A 17722-nucleotide genomic window follows, 5' to 3' on the forward strand; every position below is an offset into this window, starting at 1 on the left:
TCAAAAGTCGCCGCGCTCGCGCAGCAGCGCCTCGACCTTTTCGACGTCCGAGGGATAGTTGACATCGCCATAGCCCCCCGCGACGGGATCGACCTCGACCAGCGCAATCGGCTGGCCATTTTCGAGAAATCGTAGCTGTTCCAGGCTTTCTGCGACTTCGAGCGCACCAGCCTGCCAGCCCGCATAGCGCGCCAGCATCGCTGGCTCATAGGCATAGAGACCCAGATGCAGCTTCCATTCGGCATTGACGCCCGAAGGGATCGGCGAACGCGAAAAATAGAGGGCGTTCCCGGCGCCGTCGGCGACGGCAAAAACCCCCGATGGCCGTCCAGCGGCAATCTCGCCCGCAAGATGCGCCCGCATCTCCCCTGAGCAACGAACGAAGGCGGTGAGGACGGCGCCGGCACCGGCGCGCCACGCCGCGATTAACGCCGCAACATGCGCACGATCGATCGCCGGCGAATCGCCCTGCAGATTGATAACCAGCGACGGAGCCTCCGCCAGTGACGCGACGGCTTCGGCACAACGTTCGGTCCCGTTGCGTGCGGTGGCGGAAGTCATCACGCAGCGCGCGCCGAAACCGGACGCCACATCGGCGATCGCGCGATCATCGGTCGCGATCACGATATCGGCGAGGTCGCGCAGGGCATTCGCCGCCCGCCAGCTATGTTCGACCAGCGGACGGGAGACGCCGTCAGCGCCGCGCAGCGGCGACAGCAGCTTGCCAGGAAAGCGCAGCGAGCCGAAACGCGCGGGGATGATGATCAGGACATCGCGGCGCGCATCACTCACTTTTCGGGATAGCCGGCCTGCAGCATGTCCTGGATATTGAGCATGCCGACCAGCGTCCGGCCATCGGCGGCCATCACCGGCAACACCGCGATGCGATGGCCGCGCATGATCGCAAAGGCATCGTGCTGGTCGGTATCGTCGCCAACCGTGACGGGGTCGGCGGTCATGATGCCCGACGCCGGGCTTTCGCTGCCGTCCAGGAAATGCCGTCGGATGTCGCCGTCGGTGACGATGCCCAGCAGCATCCGGTTCGCATCGACGACCGCACAGGCGCCGATGCCGGTTCGCGACGCCTCCGCGATCACCTGTTCGACCGGCGCATCGGGGCCGACCATGGGAAGCGCGTCGTCCTGCAGCATCAATTCACAAACCGACAGGAAGCGACCGCCGATCCGGCCGGCGGGGTGCAGCCGCGCGAACTGATTGCGGCTGAACGCTATTTCGCGCGCCACGAGCATCGTCAGCGCGTCGCCGACCGCGATGCTCGCGATGGTCGAGGAAAAAGGCGCGATGCCGAAATCGCATGCGGTGTCGAGTGCCGGTATCGCGATGACATGGTCGCACGATGCCGGCACGGCCTCGTCCGGCGCCGCGGTGATCGCCACCGTCTCGGCGCCGATCGACCGGGCATGGCGGATGACATACAACAACTCGCTCGACGCGCCCGATATCGTGATCGCAATCACGATATCGTCCGCCCGTACCATCCCGAGATCGCCGTGCAGCGCGTCGGCGCCGTGCATGAAGGTCGCCGCGACATCGCGCGCAGCAAGGCTGGCCGCGATCTTTCTGGCGGCGATCCCCGACTTGCCGATGCCGGTCAGGATCACACGCCCGCGGCAGGCGGCGATCCTGATTGCAAGCTTGAGCAGCGTGTCGTCGAGGCCGTCGAGCAATTGTTCAAGCGCAACGATGTGGGATCGCAGCACGTTTTTTGCCGGCGACAGCATATCATGCGCATCGGCCACCCCGGGATCATCGATCGAAACCGCATAGGGCATCACCGCAAGCTCACACGAAGCCGAGTTGATACGCGGTATGATATTGCGCCGTCCAGTGATCGGGATGCCAGTCGAGCACGGGCGTACCGGCATCGGGAGCGAAGGCGGCGTCTTCGACAGCTTTTGCGCCGTCCCCGAACAGGTCCGGTTTGCCCGCCGTCGCCGACAGGATGAAATCGCCCTGGGTCAGTTGGCTCATCGTCACATTGTGGAGGACGATGAAGTCGCCATTGCCAAGGTTGATGGCGCCGTTCGCGCCGACCTGGGTGAAGCCCGCCTGCAGCGCCCCGAAGCTTGCGAAACCAAAGGCCGAGACGTCGATCTTGTCGGTGCCACGCGCGAAATCGCCGATCACGTCGCCGCCGGTGCCGCGTTCGAAGACAAAGGTGTCCACTCCGCCCTCGCCGAACAGCACATCGTTGCCGCCCTTGCCATTCAGCGTGTCGTTGCCGCGCCCGCCGAGCAGATAATTGCCGATCGCGTTGCCGGTCAGCCGATTCGCGAGATCGTTGCCGACCCCGAACGGCGTATTGCCCTCCAGCACCAGATTTTCGACATTGGCATAGAGATAATAGCCGGCACCATTGATGTTGGCATAGACGGTGTCGGCCCCGCCGCCGACCGCTTCGAAGGTCAGGTCATCGGGGGTGTCGACATAATAAATGTCGTTGCCCGCACCGCCGTCCATGAGATCATAGTCTCCAAGACCCGAGGCCCCGCGCAATATGTCGTTGCCCGCACCGCCGACAAGGATATCGGTAAAGAAGCCCGCGCCGCCGATCAGCGTATCGTCGCCGTCCTCGCCATAAAGCGCGTCGGCGTCAGCGCCGCCGTCGAGGATGTCGTTGCCGAGACCGCCCACCAGATAATCGATCCCGGCATCGCCGAACAACTGATCGACACCGGCTTCGCCGAACAAGCTGTCGACGCCCGCACCACCGCGGATCACGTCGTCGCCGAGACCGCCGAGCAGCAGGTTCGCCCCCGCATTGCCCTGGAGCGTATTCGCCAGTTCGTTGCCGACCCCGAAAATGTCGCCCGCGCCGGTCGCGAGGGTCAGGTTTTCGAGATTGGCGTAGAGATAGTGGCCGACCGATGCTGTCACCGTGTCGGTGCCGCCGTTCAGGCCTTCGAAGGTCAGGTCGCCCTGCGCATCGATGACATAATTGTCGTTGCCGGTGCCGCCGTACATCAGGTCGGCGCCCGCACCGCCATTCAGCATGTCGTTGCCGATGCCCCCGATCAACGTATCGATACCCGCACCGCCGTTGAGCGTGTCGTTGCCTGCGCCGCCGTCGAGCGTTGAGCCGAGGAGGATCGTGCCCGCCGCAGTAATGGTGTTGGCGGCCGAAATGTTGAGCGTATAGGAACTGCCCACCGCGATACGGCCCGCACCATTCGTCTCAGGATTATAGGCCGAGACGACGACCCTGTAGGTGCCCGCGGTCGCCGCAGTGAAGGTCAGAAAGCTGTCGCGGAGATTCGCCGATCCGGTGTCGAGTCCTCCTTCTGAATCATCGTTAAACGCGAGGAAACCCGAAGGGCCATAGAGCCCGACTATCGCGTCGAGCCGAAAGCTACTGTCGATATCGATCGTGATCGTCGTTCCCGCCGACAGTGTGAAACTGTAGAGATCTTCCTGATCGCCGCCCTCGGCGTGGACGGTGACGCTGTTGACACCCGCGCCAACCGCCTGGATCGTGGGGTCACCGGCATGCGACGAGAAGCGGCCGTCGAGCGACATGGCGGTCGCGTCCGAATTGTTCCGCTGCGCCGCCGTCTTGATCATATCCTGCGATCCGTTGACGATGCTGAGGCCGTTGAACGCCGTGATGACGTCGTCGCCGCTGCCCCCGACGACATGTTCGATGCCGCTGAGCGTATCGCTGCCATCTCCCGTCGCGACCCCGGTCTGGAGGTTGATCGTCAGCGGCCCTGTCGCATGCGAATAATCGACCGTGTCCCAACCCGTGCCACCCGTCAGGCTATTGTTCGCGCCGTTACCAACCAGCAAATCGTCGCCATTGCCGCCAATCGCATTTTCGATGACGGCCCCGTTGGCGATGGTGACGCCGCCCAGCACGCCGCCATTGCGCGAGACGAACCCGCCGCCGCCTTCCTCGTTGCGCAGGGTGGCCGCCCGCAGGTCGATGATCGCATCGAGTTGGCTACCCTGTGCCGAGATGGTATCGGTTCCCCCGACGTCCCAGATCGTCATCCAGCCCGTGCCAGCCTGGTTAAGCGTCGGCATGGTGTAGGTGGTGTTGCCGGCGCCGGTGCTGGTATTCGCGCCATAGAGGAACTGCACCGCAGCGATATCGAAAGCCCCGGGCCCCATCTGCCAGCCATAATTGACCGACGGGGATCTGCCGACGTCCTCATAGCCGTCATTATAGGTCATCGTGGTGAAGATGCCCTGGTTGAGGCCGAACGGCCCGGTCGAGAACGCGTCGCCGAGGCCGGGGAAGCTGTCATCGCCCGGCTCATCGGCATGCGGATGCAGCAGTCCGATGCCATGACCCAGCTCGTGCACGAAGGTCAGGAAGCTGAGACCGCCGGCCTGATTGCTCGCGGTGGTAAAATAGGAGATCGTCGTGTTAAACTGACCGACCATGTCGCCGGTCGTCGGCAGCGTATGCTGTCCCAGGACATCGGACGGCAGGCTGGTGCTCAACTGGCCGACAAAGTCGTAGCTGGCGCGGCTGCCCGTGCCGTCATAGGCGGTCGTCGCGGCCTGGAAATGGATGTTGGCCACCGCGGCCCAGCTTGCGAGCGCGGCGGCATAGGCGCCGGCCGCACCGTTGGCGGCCCACAAGGCGCCGCCGTTCAGCCCGGTATCGCCCGGATTTCCCTGCAACGCATAGATCACCGTCGTCGCGGGGCGAAAGGCGACGCCATAGACGAGCGTATCGATGAAGACATTGCCGCTTTCGCCGACAGTCTGGAGGCGGGTGGAAAGAACCATGGAACGACCCTATTCGGCTGAAAAACGGATGGAAGGAAAGCGATAGGATATCATGGACGTGGATCGGACGAACCTGAAAAGATTTTCATATCAGGCCCAGAAACCCTGGTCGATCCATGCGCCGTGGATCTGCGCGCCGAAGCGGATCGGCATATGATCCACATCGGCGTCGCCGACGAACAGGGCGTCGATCTTGCCCGCCGCTTCGAACGGATCGAGCTTTGGCGATGACGCCGACAGGATGAAATCGGCCGAGGCAAGCGCCGCCATATCGACCCCGTGCAACACGATCAGGTCGCCCGAACCCAATTGGATCGCGCCGTCGGCGCCCGCTTGCACAAAGGTCGCCTGCAGCGCCGCGAAGCTCGCGAAACCGAAGGCCGACAGGTCGATCTTGTCGGTTCCGCGCGCGAAATCGCCGATCACGTCGCCGCCGGTGCCGCGTTCGAATATGAAGGTGTCCGCGCCGCTCTCGCCAAACAGCACGTCGTTTCCGGCCTTGCCGTTCAGCGTGTCGTTGCCGCGCCCGCCAAGCAGATAGTTGCCGGTCGCATTGCCGGTCAGCCGGTTCGCGAGATCGTTGCCGACCCCGAACGGCGTATTGCCCTCCAGCACCAGATTTTCGACATTGGCGTAGAGATAATAGCCGGCGCCGTTGATGTTGGCATAGACGGTGTCGGTCCCGCCGCCGACCGCCTCGAAGGTCAGGTCATCGGGGGTGTCGACATAGTAGCTGTCGTTCCCCGCGCCGCCGTCCATCAGGTCGTAATCGCCGAGCCCCGAATTGCCGCGCAATATGTCGTTGCCCGCGCCGCCGACGAGGATGTCGGTAAAGAAGCCCGCGCCGCCGATCAGCGTGTCGTTGCCATCCTCGCCATAGAGCGCGTCGGCATCGGCTCCGCCGTCGAGGATGTCGTTGCCGATGCCGCCGACCAGATAGTCGATCCCGGCGTCGCCGAACAGTTGGTCGGCGCCGTTTTCGCCGAACAGGCTATCGACCCCATCTCCGCCGCGGACGACATCGTCGCCGTCGCCGCCGAGCAGCAGGTTCGACCCGGCATTGCCGAGGATGGTGTTGGCGAGATTGTTGCCCACGCCGAAGATATGGCCCGCGTTGGCCGCCAACGTCAGATTTTCTACATTGGCATAGAGGTAATAGCCGGCGGTCGCGATCGCGGTGTCGATGCCCTCGCCCGCCGCCTCGAAGATCAGGTCACTGGCGACATCGACATGATAGACGTCGTCGCCGCGACCACCGTAGAGCAGGTCGCTGCCAGTCAGGCCATCAAGCGTGTCGTTGCCCGCCAGCCCGCGCAGGTCGTCGGGGCCGGTGCCGCCCGTTATCATATCGTTGCCCGCCGTCCCGAATACCGGAGCGAAGGCGCGCGCGACGTCGGTTGCGAGGACGGGCGGCGGCGCCGCCGGCGCCACCGGGGCGGTCGGGATCGGCTGGGCGGCGATCGGAGCAGCGCCAAAGCGGATCATCGTCGGCGTGATCGCCGCGACCGTCGTCCCGCGGATGAGCAGGCTGTCGGTTGCCGAGAAGCGGATGAGGACGTCGTTGCCGCTCTGGGTGATCGACTGATAGGCGGTATAGCCCGCGACATCGATATAGTCGTGGGCGCTGCCGGTCTGGAAGTCGGTGACGATATCGTCACCAAAGCCGGTTTCCAACCGGAAACTGTCGCGCCCGGCTCCGCCCGTCAGCGTGTCGTTGCCGGCCCCGCCCGACAATATGTCGTCGCCCGTATCGCCGAACAGATTGTCGTTGCCCGCGCCGGTCAGCAGTGTGTCGTTGCCCGCACCGCCACGAAGATCGCCGGTCAGACGGCCGCCCCGGCCGTCGAAGATATCGTCACCGCCGCCCAGCCGAACCTGCCCATTGATAGCGTTCGTGTTGACGACGATGTCGGCATAGCTGCTGAGCGCGACGATCCCGTTGATCGTCCCGCTGTTGTAAACGCGCAACCCCGTTTCCGACGCAAATTGTTCGTAGAAGTCCAGGTCGGTCACGCGAATGGCGTAGTCGCCGTTGATCGTGCCGCGGTTCCAGACCTCCGAAAGCGACGAGAACTCGTCGAAGAGGATGGCCACGCTATCCCCAGGCGCGCCATTGTCATTCGCCGTCAACGTGCCCGAATTGACGACATCGACATCGCCGCGATAGGGCGCCCGAATTCCGAGAGCGATGGCTCCCGTGCCGCCGGACGCGATGATGCTGCCGCTGTTGAAGAAATGCTCGGGACTGGCCGAATTATAGTCTTGTATCGCGCCAGCCGCGCGGCCCGTCGCCGTCACGGCGATCGTTCCGCTGTTCACAAAGACCCCGTCCTGCAAATTCAGGTCCATGAAGGCGGTCGCGTCGCCATCGTTCGACGTTACGCGAATCTGGCCAGCATTCCAGACCGACTGGAAATAAGAGCCGCCGAGTGCCGAGGCGTTCTGCGCCGTTATCTCGAAAATCGCACCCGCCTGGTTCACGAATTTGTCCCAGAGGCCGAACACGCCGATCGTCAGGAGATCGCCCAGCGTCGTCGTCATGCGGAAGGTTCCGCCATTCCACAGCGAGGATATGTAATTCTCCCCCTCCTGCAGAATCCCGACCGAACGCGTATCTTCGAAAAGCGGGTTTTCCGAACCGGTGTCGCCGAGGACGATTTGTGTTCCCGCCCCGAGCACAAGGTTGGATGCGGTTTCGATCGTGTCGAAAACGAAGCGCGGAGTCTGGATCGGCGCGACCGCGCCCTTGAAGCTGAGGTTCGCGGTGGTCAGCGTGGTAGCATCGGTGTCGCGCAGCAGCAGGCTGTCGTTCGCCGACAGACGGATGATCGTATCGGCTCCCGACTGCTCGATCGCGATCGCTGCGGCATAGCCGTAGATGTTGATGCGGTCGCCATTGGCGAAGTCCGTGACAACGTCGCGACCGCCGCCGGCCTGGAATTCGAAGATGTCGTTGCCGCTGCCGCCGGTGAGCGTATCGACGCCCGCGCCGCCGAACAGGATGTCGTCGCCGCCGCCGCCGTCGATCTGGTCGTTGCCACCCTCGCCGTAGATCCGCTCGCCGAGGCCGCTGCCGACGATGACGTCGTTCCCCTGCGACCCGACAAAGAATTCGAAATTGCGGACATAGTCGGTGCTGCCACCGCCGATAACCGTGCCCAGGGCAAGATTGGCGGTGACCACGGAGGAGGAGTAGAAATAGGACAGGATGTCGGTCCCGGCGCCGCCGTCGAGCGTGTCGCTGCCAAAGCCGCCCTCGACATAGTCGTCTCCACCGCCCGCGGAGATCACATCGGCTCCGGCGCCACCGAGGAACACATCGGCCCCCTGACCGCCGAGCAGCGTGTCGTCGCCGTTACCGCCCCACACCGCGCCGTTGATCTGTCCCGCACGGCCGTCATAGGTGTCGTTGCCGTTGTCGAGCAAGACGTCGCCGTTGATTTGCCCGCTGTTGATGACCTGATCATCACCCTTGTTGATCAGGATCGTGCCGGTGATCGTGCCGCTGTTGTGCAATATCTCGGCAATTCCATCGTCGGTAAAATCATAGAAATAGTAGCCGATGTCAGCCGTAATCTGCCCCGCATTGCTCCATATCGGCGCAGGTCCCGGAAGCGCCGAGGACTGCACCATCACGCCGATCGACGCATAGGGCGACGATGCGTCGGTCCGCGCGATGATCATGCCGGCGTTGTGCAGGCCATTCTGCATCGGCAGGTTGGAACCGCTGACCCCGATCGCCAGATAGCCGCCCTCGGCGCGGATCGTACCCGTGTTGTCCAGTTGGGCACCGGTGGTGACGGTAACACCAGCTGCCTGATAGGCCGATGTCGCAAGGATGGTGCCAGTGTTATGGAGCGTTCCGCCTGATACGCCGACCGCCACTGCGCTTCCTCCAACCGCGGAGTGGGCGGAAATTATGCCATGATTTGTGAAACTGCCGCTCAGCCTCAACCCGGTCGCGAAGAGCTGTGTCGGGTCTTTGACAACAGCACCATCCTCGTAGGTGGCAGACATGTTCGCGCGGATCTCGCCATCGACCGAATTGACGAAGGTCGACGACGTGTTGCGGTCGCTTACGACGAGACCTGCGGCCGATGTCACATAGGGTGATGGTCCCGTCACAAACCCGGTGATGTTAAAGAGGATCGTACCGTTATTGATAAAGGTGCCCGTCGAGGTCGGCAGGAAGGCGACCGTCCCCATATTTTCGGCATGCCCCAGCGGATTGTTCATCTCATAGGTGCGGTTGGCGTCGATCGTCGTCGAGCTGCGAAAGACCGTCGTCACGGGGTTGCGCGCGTGCGGATCATATCCGCCGAAATTTTCGGCAGTGAACTGAGCCACGGTCGTGTTCCGGAACGTGACGATGGTATCCGGCACATAGCCCGCGTTGAAGCCATAGGGCGCCGATTGCAGGATGACGTTGGCGCCCTGTTGCACCAGCCGCAAATAGCCAGCGGCAAAGGGATTGATCCCAAAATATTCGAAACTCGCCGCGGCCCCGACGTTGGCGAAATAGGAATAGCCGGTCAGGTCGTAGGTATCGCCGCCGTTTCCGGTTTGGAAATCGGTGATCGCCCCGCGCACCCGTTCGACCGTGTCCCGGCCGGCGCCAAGCGTGATCGTGCCGACGAAATCGACGACATAGTCGTCGCCCGCCCCCATGTTGACGACATAGCTGCCCTTGTTGAAGACATCGATCAGGGCGCCCGCGATGTGGGTGCCGGCAAGGACATCGTTGCCGTCACCCGCCTGGAGGCTGCCGAGTCCGACGCCGCTCTGCGTCAATTCATATGGGACGTTGAGCCGGATGACATCATTGCCAGTACCGGCAATGATCGTCGACATGGCAGTATCATAGATGGTGTCGTCGCCCGCACCGGCATCGATCCGATCCTTGCCGACGCCGATGATCCGGTCATCGCCGTCGCCGCCGTTCAACACGTCCTCTCCGATCCCGCCGTCGATGATATCGTTACCGAGGCCGCCGTTGATGGTGTCGTTGCCCGCTTGGCCCCACAGCACATCGTCGCCGTCGAGGCCGTCGATCGTGTCGTTGCCGGCCTGGCCGAAAAGATAGTCGCGCCCCGCCGTACCGGTGAAGCTGTCGTTGCCGGTCGTCGCCGGCTGGGTCGCGTGCAGCGGATCGATGCCGAGATTGTCCGCGGTGAAGCTGGTCGCCGTCGTGTTCCGGAAAATCACCTGATACCGATCGAAGCGCAGGATCGTATCGGCGCCCGACTGGGTCAGCGTTGCCAGACCGGTTGCGAAAAGGTTCAGGCCCGAAATACCGGTGACCGGAAAGGAATCACGGAAATAGTCGTCGAAGGTCCGCTGAATCGCGAGGCTCAGCCATTCGAGCCTGTCGCCGCCCGCGCCCGTGGTGAAGTCGGTGATGACGATATCGCCGGTACCGGTGCCGAACATGGAAAGGCTGAGCTCAACCGTGTCGCGCCCGGTCCCCGTCGTGATCTCGATCCCGTCACCCACGGCATAGCCGGCCGACAAGATGCTGTAGAGAATGATCCGGTCGTCGCCGCTGCCGAGATCGACGAGCAGGCGCCCCGTGCTGTTCCCCGTGAATTCGACCAGATCATTACCGGCACCGCCCGTCACGGTGACTAGCTCCGACGGCATCGGCGAAATGCGTCCCGAACGGGTAATGATGATATGGTCGTGACCATCGCCGCCCGACAGGACGTCGGTCCCCGCACCGGTCGCGATCAGCGTGTCGTTGCCAATCCCCCCCGACAGGTTGTCGGACCCCAGCCCGCCACCACTTTCGAGAATATCGTCGCCGTTGCCACCGATCAGCGTATCGCCGCCGAAACCGCCGTTCAGCCGGTCGTTGCCGTCCCCGCCGTTGAGCGTATCGTTACCGCCGCCGCCCACAAGCGTGTCGGCCCCCGCGGTTCCGGTCAGCGTCAATGATGCAACGGCCGAGCCGTCGGGCGCATAGCCGGTGAAATTGGCCGCCGTCAGCTGTTCGGGCAGGACGCCCTGCAGCCGCGCCACAATATATTCGGCGTCATCTCCGCCCGCACCCCCGAAACCGTCATAATCGAACAGCACCAAGGTGTCGTTGCCCGCCCGTTCGAGCCGCAGGTGGCCGGTCGCGAAGGGATTGCTTCCTTCAGCCCATGCCTGGGGGCCGCTACCGCCCCCACCGAGCGACAGAAGACGGTTCAGGTCCAGCACGTCGCCACCCGTTCCGGCAGCAAAATCCGTAATCGTCAAGGCCACAGCTTCGGGGGATAACGAGAAATCAGGGAGAATTTCCACGGTGTCGCGTCCGCCGCCCAGCGTGAGCGTCGTGATGGCGCGGCCCGACTGGGTGAAGAAATCGTCCCCGGCACCCAGATCGACGGTCAGCCGTCCGTCGCGCCGCAATCCGGGAATGCCCGATTCGGTCGAGGCATTGAAAACAACATTGACGCGATCATTGCCGTCGCCGCCCGAAATCGAAATCTGGTCAGTTCTGGACGTCAGTCGCCCGTCGATCGAATAGCGGATGATCTCGATCTCGTCGTCGCCCGCGCCGCCGATGAAACTGTCGTCGCCATCGGAGTCGGACAGATGATCGTTGCCATCGCCGCCCGACAGGACGTCGTTGCCAAAACCGCCGGTGATCCGGTCGTTCCCGCCACCGCCGTTCAGCATGTCATTGCCCGCGCGGCCGAACAACAGGTCGTCGCCGCCGAGGCCGTTGAGCGTGCCGCCGATCGCCGATGCGACAAGGAAATCCCCGACCGCCGTTCCATTCTGCGTGCCGGGCACCGGTGCAGCGCCCGCAGGGTCATAGCCCCCGAAATTGGCGGCAGTCAGCTGGCTCATGTCGACGTTACGAAGCCGCGCGACCGCCAACTCCACCTGCCCGGGCACGTTGCCGTTGAAGTCGGTCTGGATCAGAACGTCGGCGCCGTCCTGAATCAGACGCAAATGCCCGCTGGCGAACGGGTTGGCCGCCGGCTCGCTCGCCGGGCCAATCGAACGATGCATGATGTCGCGCAGGAACAAGGACAGATCGATCGAATCGCCGCTATCACCCGCGGCGAAATCATTGATGACAATGATATTTCCGTCACCCTGCTGGATCGGCGGGAAGCGCGTTCCAAGAACGACCGTGTCGCGGCCCGCACCGAGCGTCAGTTCGGGCTGCGATCCGCGCAGGCGATCGATGATGACGACATCGTCGCCAGTCCCCAGATCGACCTCGATACTGCCGCCCAGATCGGACTCGATTCGGACCAGGTCGTTACCGCTGCCGGCGTCGATCTCGTGCCGGGTACGGATCGCGAACATGCCCGACTGGACCACCTCGCGAAGGCTGATCTGGTCGTTGCCGGCACCGCCGTTGATCGTCTGGTTGCCGAAGCCCGCGACGATCACATCGTCGCCATCCTCGCCGTTTATCACGTCGTCGCCATCGCTCGCAAGAATGGTGTCGTTACCCACCCCGCCATTGATGACATCGTCGGTGCCGGTGCCGTAGAGCTTGTCGTTCCCCGTGGTGCCGTTGATCGTCGCCATGTCAGTCTTTGTCCCCAAGAAATCCTGCGCCGGCCCCCGCGCCCGCGCTATTCGTCATGTATCGCCCCGTCACGCCCATAGATCGGCGGCATGGTGCCGCGCCATCCAGTGATCGGGATGCCAGTCGAGCACGGGCGTACCGGCATCGGGAGCGAAGACGGCGTCTTCGACAGCTTTTGCGCCGTCGCCGAACAGGTTCGGTTTTCCCGCCGTCGCCGACAGGATGAAATCGCCCTGGGTCAGCTGGCTCATCGTCACATTGTGGAGAACGATGAAATCGCCATTGCCGAGGTTGATCGCCCCATTGGCGCCGACCTGGCTGAAACCCGCCTGCAGCGCCGCGAAGCTCGCGAAACCGAAGGCCGAGATGTCGATCTTGTCGGTGCCGCGCGCGAAATCGCCGATCACGTCGCCGCCGGTGCCGCTTTCGAAGACGAAGATATCGGCGCCCGCTTCCCCGAACAGCACATCCTCGCCCGCCTTGCCGTTCAGCGTGTCGTTGCCGGCGCCGCCGAGCAGATAATTGCCGATCGCATTGCCGGTCAGGCGGTTGTCGAGATCGTTGCCCACGCCGAAGGGCGTGCCGCCGTCGAGTATGAGATTCTCGACATTGGCGTAGAGATAATAACCCGCACCGTTGATCCTTGCGTACACCGTGTCGGTGCCGCCGCCGACTGCCTCGAAGGTCAGGTCGTCGGGGGTGTCGACATAATAGATGTCGTTCCCCTCGCCGCCGTCCATCAGGTCATAGTCGCCGCGGCCGTTCAGGCCGTTCAATATGTCGTTGCCCGCCCCCCCGACCAGAATGTCGGTGTGGAAGCTGTTGCCACCGGTCAGGACGTCGTCGCCATCCTGACCATAAAGGGCGTCGGCATCGTCGCCGCCGTTCAGCCGGTCGTTGCCCGCGCCGCCGACGAGATAGTCGACGCCCGCATCGCCGAAGAGCTGGTCGGCGCCATCCTCGCCGAACAGGCTGTCGCCCCCGGCCCCGCCGCGAAGGATGTCGTCGCCGCCGCCGCCGAGCAACAGATTCGATTCCGCATTGCCCTGGATCGTGTTCGCAAGATCGTTGCCGACGCCGAAAATGCCACCGGCGGTCGCCGAGAGGGTCAGATTCTCGACATTGGCGTGAAGATAGTGTCCGACCGAGGCGGTGACCTCGTCCACGCCCTCGCCCGCGATTTCGAAGATCAGGTCGTTCTGATTGTCGACGCGATATTTGTCGTTGCCCGCGCCGCCATGCATATGGTCTGCGCCGGTCCCGCCATCGAGAATATCCTCGCCGCCGCGCCCGAAGAGCAGGTCGTCGCCGGCGCCGCCTTCCAGCAGGTTGATCGCGTCATCGCCCGTCAGCGAGTCGGCAAAGCGGCTGCCAATGACATTTTCGATCGACACCAAAGTATCGATGTCGCCGCCCGGGGCGCTGGCGGTTCCGGCGGCGAGCGAAAGCGTGACGCCGGTGTTCAGATCGTCGTAGCTTGCCGTATCGGTGCCGGCACCTCCGTTGAGCGTGTCACTGCCGGTGCCACCCAGCAGCAGGTCGTTACCGTCGCCGCCGTTCAAAATGTCGGCTCCGCCCAGGCCGCGCAATTCGTCGCTGCCGACCAGACCCGACAGGATGTTGATCCCGGCGTTACCGACCAGCCGGTTATCGAGCGCGTTGCCGGTCAGGACGATCGCCGTGGTTGCCGCGGCATCGGCCGCCGCCAGCGTTTCGACCTGGGCATTCGCGCCGAGGGTATAGTCGATGGTCGCGTTGATCCGGTCATTCCCCTGGAACGCCAGTTCGGTGACCGTGTCGCCCACATGGTTGACCAGATAGACGTCGTCGCCCTTGCCGCCATCGAAGGCATCGGCGCCGCTCGTCCCGGCGAATTGCTGGTCGCGCACCGAAAGGTCGATCAGGAACACCTGACCCGACGCATGGTCGCGATAGACGAGATGCTTGCCGTCGGGACTGATGTCGAGCTGCGCGCCGGTCATGCTGCCCGCGCTCGGCGTCGCGCCGACATCGACGAAAAAGCGGTCGATTTCGGTGAAATTGGTCGTTTCCAGCGCGACAATCTCGCCGCCGACGAGGTGATAATAGAGAATATCGCCGCTGGGATCGAAGGTCATCGCGTCGACAAAGCCGCCGCTATTGACGCGGCGAAGATCATTGCCAGAAACATCGGAAATATTGATCGCGAGTTCGACGATATATTGGGCGATCAACCCACCGGACTCGCTGATCGACTGGACGCCGCTATTGAAGCCCGGCTGCAGCGGGCCGTTGCCGCTATCGCCCCTTACAACGAAGCGCCCGGCCACCTCGTCGTAAACCGACCACTCGCCGCCCGAGGTCTGCGACGACGCAGCGAGCGTGAGACGGCCGGAATCGGTCAGGAAAACGCGCGTGTTGTTTCCATCACCAAAAATGCCCTCGATCGGCGTGTAGGTGCCCGTGGCGAGGTCGAGCAGTTGCATCTTGCCGCCGTAGAGCGCGACAATGGCGTGGGTGCCGTCGGTCGCCTGGACGTCGGTCGCATAAGGACCACTTGCCTGCGCAAAAGACGTCACCGCGCCGGTGTCGGTCGCCACCCGATAGATGGCCGCGGGTCCGCCGCTTTCGGCGCGCGTGAGGAGCAGGAACGAGCCGTCGTCGGACACGCTCATCGCGCCGAAGCCGGGTCCGAACTGCCATGTCTTGATCAGCGTGCCCGTCGCGGCGTCGAAGACGTGGATGCGCGAATTCTGCGTCGCGACATAAACGCGCGATCCGTCCGGGCTGAACGCGATATCCGACGCGCCGCTGGCCTGAATTTCTTTTGTCGTGACGCTGTCGTCGGCCAATGCCTTACCCTTTCTGGCAGCGTCCTAGGTCAAAATCTGACGGACGCGTGTTTGAATGTCACCGCCGGAACACCAGCATGTGATCGATATTGTGCGGCATGGCGAAAATTTCGTCTTTCGCTATCGGACGCACGCCGGCGACCGGGTCGACGATTTCGAGTGAGAAATCATAGGCGAGCACCTCGTCGAGGAAGCCGCGCGGGTCGTCGTAGCGCTGGACGGTGAATTCCATGAAGATGGTCAGCGGGCGCTTCTGCTTCAGGATGCCGGTCATGCCGTGCCACACCTGTTGTTCAAAGCCCTCGACATCGATCTTGATGAATTCGGCGGCGAGCGCATGTTCGATCGTGTCGAGCCGGCGCACCGGCACCACGACTTCCGATGTGGTATTGTGCGACCGGCTGGTGCCGGGAAGCAGAACCCGGCCGCCGCCCGGCGAACTGTCCTGCACCTCGAGCCGCAACTCCGATTCCCCGGCGCCGAGCGCAATTTTGTGGAGATCGGTAAATCCCGCAAAGCCGTTCACCTGCAGGCTCTTGTCGAGCAAGCCGGCTAGGCGGGGATTGGGTTCGAAGGACAGCACCCGCCCCTCTGGCCCGGTGAGGTCGGCGAGCAGCACCGAAAAATAGCCAAGATTGGCGCCGACATCGAGGACCACCGAACCGCGCCGCACGCTGCGCAGCATCGCTTCGGTCACCCACATTTCCCAGAAGCCGTCCATCATCAGGTGGCTGGCAATGCCGATATCGCGCGTATCGACATACATCTTGTAGCGCCCCAGGACGCGGCACAGCGCCTCATGGTCGCCAAGATAGTGCGATCGGCAAAGGCCGCGAATATCGGCTTCGTTGTCGTTGCGCGGATGGCTGAGTAAGCGCCAGATGTCGTAATAGTTGGCCGCGCCCATAAACCCCTCTTATTGCAGTCGATATCGTGCAATTTCTTGTGATACTAGCGGTATTTGTTCCATTTTCGCGACTTTGCGACAAGCCGCGCGACCATGCCGCGGATGCGCGACCGTGGCGGCATGTCGGCAAGGGCCACCAGCAGATGTTCGGGCGAACAGGGCAGCCCGGTCCGCGGATCGGCATAGAGCGGGTAAAGGATCAGTGTCGCCGCGACCAATTGCTCCAGCGACAGCGGGCGTGACCGCTGTTGTGCCGCGCCGCGATCGTCGGTGAGCCCCCACCCGGCGTAAAAGGGCTGGCCGTACACACTCACCCGGCGCCCACGCAAAAGCGCCTCGAACCCCAACAGGGACGAGAGGACTTGCACCGCATCGACCCGTTCGAGCAGATCATGGGTCGCTCCGTCGGCGAGGACGAGGTCCGCGTCGGCGGCGATCGCGGGCTCGCGCCATTCGCCGTCGCGCAGTCCGGCGACGACGTCGGGATGCGGTTTGAAGATAATGAAGCTGCCGGGATTTTCCCGCCGTGCGGCGGAAACGATCTGCGCGAAGGATATCCCGCCGCCGCCCGCGATCACCGACAGGTCGTCCGCGACCTGTCCCGCGATCAATATCCTATGCCGGTCCGTCGGAAGATCGACGCGCTTGCCACCCAAATTATATTTGGTCGCGCCGTTCGTCCGGATCTGCGCGATCAGCGCGGCCGCACGGGCGGCCAGTTCAGCGTCGATCGATGCGGTCTGCAGCAGCATGTCCAGATCGCCGGGACGCGCGGGGTCGAAATAGATGCCGCGCTTGTCGAGGACGATCGAGCAAGGCTGGACGAGCGCGGCCCCAAGCCCGGCCGAGCGGATAAAGCCGTCCTCGACGCGCCAGACGGAATCCCCTCCTCGCAAGCGTTCCAGCGCCGCGATGTCGGTCCGCGATGGCCAGGCGGCAACGGCCCCCTCGACGCGGTGGGCTTCCCGGACGTCGGACAGGAAGGGTGCGTGGGGCGACCCGATCAGGAACTGGCGAATCCGCCGCCTCTTCCAGCCCGCGATGCCGAGCATCGCGCCAACGCCCGCAGTGCGTCCGGCAACCTCGCGCCAGAGCGCGAGATAGTCGATCATTTGATCGAGCGACCAATCGCGATCGTCATAAGGGGAAACATAGCGCCAGTCGGTCCGCAAACATGCTATCGCCCGCTCGGCCACGGTCGCCGTTTCGGCATGCCTGACCCGGCCCTTTTCGACCGCCACGATCCTCCGGCCCGCGAGCGCCGCCAGCTGAACAAAAACGCGCTCGGGGTCGTCGCAGTAAACCGTCGAAACGCGGTCGATCAGTGGCCACGGGTCCGATTTTTCATCGAACCGCGCATGCTCCGGCCAATCCGAAGCAGGGATATTCGGGGCCACTAAGAGGATCGGGCCGGGACACGCGCGCGCGCAAATGTCGAGCAGCATCTGCAAATTTGCAGGGTCGCGGCAGACGATCGCGCAAATGTCGCCCTCGACCCCGCCGAGCCAAGCCGCCAGCCGGGCGTCGAGCGGGCGCCAGAACAGGCCGCCGACGCGACCGCCGACGATCCGCGCTGCCACCGCCTCGACCGTGCCGGTCTCGGGCAAGGCGACGTGCCCGGCACGCCGCCGGATCCGCGTCTTGTGACGCCGGTGCGGCGGCAATGCCAAGATGGCCGGAGCCGACATCGTC

Annotated in this window: 7 protein-coding genes; all 7 read right to left on the reverse strand. The window is 63.7% G+C overall.

Going from position 1 to position 17722, the window contains the following annotated elements; genetic code table 11:
* Nucleotides 1–792: a 3-deoxy-manno-octulosonate cytidylyltransferase gene (locus EEB18_RS19705; protein ID WP_187141943.1), complete on the reverse strand. Its 792-nt coding sequence runs from the start codon at nt 790–792 to the stop codon at nt 1–3.
* Entirely contained in the window at nt 789–1793 is a 1005-nt protein-coding gene (locus tag EEB18_RS19710; RefSeq protein WP_187141944.1) for a KpsF/GutQ family sugar-phosphate isomerase, read from the reverse strand. The genes EEB18_RS19705 and EEB18_RS19710 overlap by 4 nt, the downstream gene beginning before the upstream one ends.
* Before the next feature lie 10 nt (nt 1794–1803).
* Complete coding sequence (locus EEB18_RS19715; RefSeq protein WP_187141945.1) at nt 1804–4758, reverse strand: M10 family metallopeptidase C-terminal domain-containing protein; 2955 nt, start codon at nt 4756–4758, stop codon at nt 1804–1806.
* A 90-nt stretch (nt 4759–4848) separates the two neighbouring features.
* A complete protein-coding gene (locus EEB18_RS22800; protein ID WP_187141946.1) occupies nt 4849–12291 on the reverse strand; it encodes a hypothetical protein in 7443 nt (2480 codons plus the stop codon).
* A gap of 69 nt (nt 12292–12360) precedes the next feature.
* Entirely contained in the window at nt 12361–15123 is a 2763-nt protein-coding gene (locus EEB18_RS19725) for a hypothetical protein (RefSeq protein ID WP_187141947.1), read from the reverse strand.
* Between the two features lie 58 nt (nt 15124–15181).
* The gene (locus EEB18_RS19730) at nt 15182–16030 is read right to left on the reverse strand and encodes an FkbM family methyltransferase (RefSeq protein WP_187141948.1); all 849 of its coding nucleotides are present in this window, start codon (nt 16028–16030) and stop codon (nt 15182–15184) included.
* A 44-nt stretch (nt 16031–16074) separates the two neighbouring features.
* The gene (locus tag EEB18_RS19735; protein WP_187141949.1) at nt 16075–17718 is read right to left on the reverse strand and encodes a hypothetical protein; all 1644 of its coding nucleotides are present in this window, start codon (nt 17716–17718) and stop codon (nt 16075–16077) included.
* Between the last annotated feature and the right edge of the window lie 4 nt (nt 17719–17722).

Source organism: Sphingopyxis sp. OPL5 (assembly GCF_003797775.2).
Classification (GTDB): Bacteria; Pseudomonadota; Alphaproteobacteria; order Sphingomonadales; family Sphingomonadaceae; genus Sphingopyxis.